We start from the raw sequence: 6,174 nt of genomic DNA, 5'->3' as shown, positions 1-6,174 counted from the left end.
CTTTATTTTATTTAATAAAAACAATAAGTTGCATTTTAAACTTACAATTTTCATTGATAAGTGACTCTATAAATGGGGATGATAGAAAGCTTTTCAAGCACTTATTTTTCTTTTTCTTGTTTTATCTCTTGAAACTCACCTTCGGCGATCTCTTCAGGCGGAACGGTACGTTGGGGAAATTCCTGGGCAGAGAAAGGGTCCTTAACCGGCTGCTCCTCCGCCTGAGACGACTGTCTATAAGTTGTCTGGGAATAAAAGCCGCTTTGTGAGGAATTCTGTACCAGATTTTTCGCAATCATCTTGGCAAACGAAGCTCTAAAGCCCGGCGTCAATAAAATAAAGCCAATCGTATCGGTCACAAACCCAGGGGTAAGCAACAATGCTCCCGCGATTGCCAACATCATCCCTTCACCAATTTCAGAGACTGGCATCTGGCCACTTTGCATCTTCTGATTAGCTCTGATAAAGGTACTCAGCCCCTGTTTTTTAAGCAGCGTCACACCTATGACTGCCGTCAATAACACCAGCAACACTGTATAAAAGACACCAATAAATGAGCCCACCTCAATTAATACCAACATCTCAATGATAGGAACAATCAAGAACAGTAAAAATAAAATTTGCATACTTACTCCAAGTCGAGATTTATTAGTACCCGACTGCATTAATCCTTTTTCTTATCCTAACAAGCCATTAAGATAGATTCTCATTTAAGGGTTAGGGGTGATCCCTCGATACCCAACACGCCCCAATCTGGTATTAATATAGGCAGAACATGAAATTACAAGATGCAGTTATTGCAATTACAGGCGGCGCTCAAGGCTTAGGAAGAGAAATGGCTTTAGGCCTTGCTGAAAAAGGAGCTAATCTCGCTCTGATCGACATGAATGCAGAACGTCTTGATGAAACCGCTAATGAGTGCGAAGCACTGGGCGTCACAGCTAAAACCTATGTTTGCAACGTTGCCCAAGAGGCTGACGTAGAGAACACCTTTAATACGATTGAGCGCGATTTTGGAAAGCTGAATGGCCTCGTTAATAATGCCGGCATTCTACGAGACGGTTTATTGCTAAAAGCTAAAGATGGCAAAGTTAGCCAAACCATGAGCCTGCAGCAATGGCAAAGCGTGATCGACGTTAACCTTAGTGGTGTATTCCTGTGTGGCCGTGAAGCTGCCCGCCTGATGGTTAACACCAATTCAGAGGGTTGTATTATTAATATTTCCAGTATCGCCAGAGAAGGCAATATTGGACAAAGTAATTACAGCGCGGCTAAAGCTGGCGTGGTTGCATTAAGCGTCACTTGGGCCAAGGAACTCGCGCGCTATAATATTCGCTCTATGGCGATCGCTCCCGGTTTTATGGAAACGGAAATGACAGCCAGTATGAAACCTGAGGCTCAAGACCATATGAAGAAAGTTATCCCTTTAGGTCGCCCCGGCCAACCTAGCCATATTCAACAAAGTGTGGTGCACATTTTTGAAAATAATTACCTTACAGGCCGGGTCATCGATGTCGATGGTGGACTAAGAATCTAACTCCCAATGGCAACAAACGAAAGTGAATGCAAGCAGGCTATACTGGCCTGCTTGGCGAGCATCCCCAGCGGGCAAGTCTGTTCTTACGGGAAAATAGCATCCCTGGCAGGGCACCCAGGCAAAGCACGTTACGTCGCCTACATATTAAAACAACTACCTAAAGACAGCCGCATTCCTTGGCACCGAATAATTAATGCTCAAGGAAAGTGCTCCTTCCCGATAGGCTCCGATAAGTTTCTGGAACAAACTTCACTGTTGGAAACAGAAGGCGTGCCTATGCCACTGAGCTCTACTTCTATGTGCCAATATCTCTGGCTTGGCTAAAAGACAATTCAAGTAACATTAAAATTTCACAGCGAAACACAGAAATATAGTCTAAATTTAAGTAGATTCACTTGAAATAGTCATGTGCCGGGTACTTAATGAGAACTCGACTCCTGCTTTCCTAGGTTAAAAAGCATTTTCAGCACGCACTCTAAAGTGAAGTAGAGATAACCTTGTAACATAGAAAATTAATGACTCTACGTTCATTAAGTAACATGCAGTACAAACGAAAGCTATGAAGTACCATAAACTCATTCTAGAGCAGATCGAAAAGCACCTATCAGAAGTGCCGGATGACCCTCGCATTACTGCATTTTTGAATGCCGTACATAATAGTTATGTCGAAGCTGATGAACAAAGAACAACCCTCGAGCGCTCCGTTCAACTGTCAGCAAAGGAACTCATTACACGCAATAAAGAACTAGAGCGCCAAGTTACAGAACTTAAGATAACCCAGAGTGCGCTTAAAGAATCTCATTCACTATTGCATGCAAGTTTAGAGTCGAGCCATGAAGCTCTATTAGTGCTCGATCTGGAAGGTAGAGTCAGACTCTACAACCCAAATTTCTGTGAGATGTTCCGTATCGACCCTGAAGAAAAGAACATCAACCATATAGCAGACTTTCTAAAAGAAACAGAAACCCTCATCAGCGAGCCAAACTCACTGACAGCCGAGTTTAAATTCAGCCTCGAGACTCCCAAAGAGCAGCGTCTGTGTGAAATAAAAACACTAAAGGGTCGAACTATTGAGGCATATTCCAACCCCCAGACGAAAAACAACTCTGGCGAGATTATTGGCCTGGCTTGGAGCTTTAGGGATATCAGCGAACTAAAACTCAAAGAAGAGGAAGCCCGTCACCGAGCTTATCATGACTTGCTTACTGGCCTACCTAACCGCAGGCTTCTATCAAACAGGCTCGATACCGCCCTGACTTCGGCAAGTCAAAACAAAGACCAGACGATTGTCCTGTTTATCGACCTTGATGGATTTAAAGATGTAAATGACTCTCTGGGACACGGTGTTGGCGATGCACTACTCAAGGCCATAACTCTGCGCCTTGAAGCCGAGCTGCCCCCTCACACACTACTATCTAGACATGGTGGTGACGAATTCATTGCAGTGATGGAAAAACAAGATGGCACAGATAATGCCAAACAATTTGCACAAGCAATTGTTGACTCTTTTGGCACACCATTTCATTTAGGCAATGAAGATATTTACATGAGCGCGAGTATCGGCATTGCCGCCGCCCCCGATCACGGCAATGACTCCGACAAATTAATTAGTAATGCTGACATTGCCATGTATCAAGCCAAAAAACGTGGCAAAAATACATATGTGATATATCAAGCAAGTGAGAACGACCAGCCAGCGCATCGCTTAAAAATACGCAGTCAGTTAAATGTTGCGCTAGAGCAAGAGCAGTTTGAGTTATTCTTCCAACCCAAAATTGATCTCGACACTGGCTCCATCAAAGGCGCTGAAGCACTGATCCGTTGGAAGCAAGAAGATGGAAAATATCGCAACCCCTTTGAGTTCATCCCAATTGCTGAAGAAAATGGCCAAATTATTCCTATCAGCCAATGGGTAATTCATCAATGCTGCAAACACCTAAAAGAGTGGCAGACCTATCTTGACTCCGACTTCATATTGGCACTCAACATTTCTGCACGTCACTTCCATAGAGGCTTGCTTCAAGAAGACCTAGCACGCTCACTGGGCACATTTGGAATTGACCCTTCAACACTTGAGCTTGAAGTGACTGAGACCGCAATTATGGACGATTTGGACCTGGCAGTTCAGACGCTCCACGAAATAAAAAGCATGGGTATCAGAACCGCAATAGATGACTTTGGTACAGGCCACTCATCTTTGAGTTATCTGAGAAAGTTACCAATTGAAATCCTCAAAATTGATAAGAGTTTTATTGATGAAATTCTCGTATCACAGGAAGATCGAACCTTAGTTCGAGGCATCATTGAGATGGTTCATGCACTGGGAATACAAGTCGTCGCAGAAGGCGTCGAGAACCATCACATGGCTTCGCTCCTTCAAGATATGCATTGCGACCTTGTTCAAGGTTATCATTATTGCCCGCCAATATCGGAAACAGACTTCATTGAACTTATCAAAAACAGACAATGCTATATTTAACGTTAGCCTACTGTCTATGAACGAGAGCCGCTAAGCATCCTTAAACGCAGAATAACGTTGAATCCAATATATTAAGGCAATAACGGGGACACCCATCAAACTCGCAAGTAAAAAGAAGTTTGAGTAGCCCAAATTATCAACCATACTCCCCGAATACCCTCCGATTACTTTTGGCAAAAGCGTCATCAGCGAACTAAATATTGCATATTGAACAGCGGTAAAAGACACATTGGTCAGGCTTGAAAGGAAGGCTATAAATGCCGCACTGGCCAATCCTGCCGTTAGGTTATCGGCCGAGATCACAAAATACAGCAACTCAATATTATGACCCGACTCTGCCAGCAGCATAAACAAGAGATTAGTTGCGACGGTTAAAAAAGCACCGGTATAAAGCATTTTGATCACACCATAACGAGCAGATAACACGCCTCCTAAAAATCCCCCTGCGATCGTCATAAATAGGCCAAAGGTTTTTACAACCGTCGCGATCTCTGTTTTGCTAAAGCCCATATCCTGAAAGAAAACATTCGCGATTACCCCTAAGACAATATCTGAAATACGATAGAAGCCGACAAATATCAACAATAAGACCGCTAGCTTTAGACCGTAGCGGCTAAAAAACTCTTCAACGGGAGCAATATAAGATTGATGTATGAGTGTCTTTTCGTAAAAGGGGGTATTGGCCATCGAACGAATAAACAGTGCGACAGTTAAAAGCCCTGTAAGCAGGCGTAAACATTCAACTAGCAAGTTCCCTAAAGCAGAGTTCTTAAACAACTCAGCCAAGAAGATTTTCAATTCTGCAGCCAGTTCAGAGCCTAGAATATACACCGATACAAACAGTGCAATACTGGCGACAAATAACAGCAAAAACCTCAGATATTGAGCAGAAGTAAAAGCACTATTTGTATCATTACTTGTGCTCGGCTCTCTCACCATGCAGGTCGTAGCAAGCCCGACTAACATGGTCAAAGACATCAGCAAGTAGGTAGATCTCCAAGCATCATAGACATATTCCTCACCAGATGAGCCAAAAGAGCTGGCCAGTAACAAAGCCCCTGCTCCCGAGACCAGCATGCCAATACGATAGCCCGCAATATAGGTGGAAGACATCAATGCCTGCAGGTCGGTGCCAACAGACTCGATTCGATAGGCGTCGATTACAATATCTTGCGTCGCCGATGAGAACCCCAGCATCACAACCGCAAAAGCCATAACGCTCAAAGCACTTTCTTGAGCCGGGTTAACGGCAGCTATCATTGCGATAGAAGACATAACAGCTAGCTGGGAAATCAATAACCATGCTCTTCGACGCCCCATTCTGGCTGTTAGCAAAGGCACAGGAAGGCGATCAACAAGTGGCGCCCATAAGAATTTGAAAGAATAGGCTAAAGCCGCCCAGCTAAAATAAGTAACCGTCGAGCGTTCGACCCCTGCTTCACGCAACCATAAAGACAGCGAAGAAAATATTAACAGTAAGGGAATTCCTGCCGAAAACCCGAAGAACAGCATCGACAGAACCCGAGGGTGCTTTAGAGAGCTTAAAGACTGGCGCCAGCCTAAGTGTGCTTGAGACATATTTTTATATTTTCATCGCGAATTGAAGATAAAAGCACCCTAAAGGAAGCAACAGCCGATTCAGCGTTCTAAGCTTAATCTCTAAAATTATTGAATTGCAGCGGAATATCAAGATCCGATTCTTTGAAGAAGCGCATCACTTCTTGCAAGTCATCTCGTTTTTTACCCGTAACACGAACTTTATCACCTTGAATTGCCACCTGAACTTTAAGCTTGGCTTCTTTCACCATCTTAACCATTTTTCGTGCAACATCTTTATCAATTCCCTGTTTGATATCAAAACTTCTTTTAACTAACTTGCCCGCTTTACTGTCACCCGCCTCAGTCAGAGAACGAACATCAAGCTTTCGTTTAGCAAATGCCATCTGCAGCATTTCGATAAGCTGTTCAAGCTGAAAGTCCTGCTCGGCTGAAAAAGTGACTCGTGTCCCTTCGACAACAATATCGGCCTGAACATTTTTAAAGTCCCAACGGTTACCTAGTTCACGTTTTGCTTGATCAATTGCATTTGTGACCTCATGCATGTCAAGTTCTGAGACCGTATCAAAAGATGGCATGGTATACTCCCGCGTATCATTAA

General features: G+C 43.6%; 6 protein-coding genes. 3 read left to right on the top strand and 3 right to left on the bottom strand.

The features are described 5' to 3' along the window. Positions 1–101 precede the first annotated feature (101 nt). Positions 102–626, bottom strand: a complete 525-nt coding sequence (locus A3766_RS06060) for an FxsA family protein (protein ID WP_068509064.1) — start codon at positions 624–626, stop codon at positions 102–104. 149 nt (positions 627–775) lie between these two features. Here A3766_RS06060 and A3766_RS06055 point away from each other — a divergent pair, with 149 nt between their 5' ends. From A3766_RS06055 to A3766_RS06045, 3 genes are all read left to right on the top strand, one after another. After that, positions 776–1,537, top strand: coding sequence for an SDR family oxidoreductase (locus A3766_RS06055; RefSeq protein WP_068509029.1), 762 nt, complete (start codon positions 776–778; stop codon positions 1,535–1,537). Between the two features lie 6 nt (positions 1,538–1,543). Further along, on the top strand, positions 1,544–1,861 hold the full coding sequence (locus A3766_RS06050) for an MGMT family protein (protein WP_068509027.1): 318 nt from the start codon (positions 1,544–1,546) through the stop codon (positions 1,859–1,861). Positions 1,862–2,096: 235 nt separating this feature from the next. Further along, positions 2,097–4,016, top strand: coding sequence for an EAL domain-containing protein (locus A3766_RS06045; RefSeq protein WP_068553714.1), 1,920 nt, complete (start codon positions 2,097–2,099; stop codon positions 4,014–4,016). Positions 4,017–4,046: 30 nt separating this feature from the next. Here the strand turns inward: A3766_RS06045 and A3766_RS06040 are convergent, their stop codons facing one another. Beyond that, the gene (locus A3766_RS06040) at positions 4,047–5,594 is read right to left on the bottom strand and encodes an MFS transporter (protein ID WP_068516461.1); all 1,548 of its coding nucleotides are present in this window, start codon (positions 5,592–5,594) and stop codon (positions 4,047–4,049) included. A 74-nt stretch (positions 5,595–5,668) separates the two neighbouring features. Continuing rightward, the coding region (locus tag A3766_RS06035; protein ID WP_369808605.1) for a YajQ family cyclic di-GMP-binding protein at positions 5,669–6,174 on the bottom strand (506 nt) is incomplete at its 5' end.

Source organism: Oleiphilus sp. HI0132 (assembly GCF_001635845.1).
This window is presented reverse-complemented; position numbering and strand designations above follow the sequence as displayed.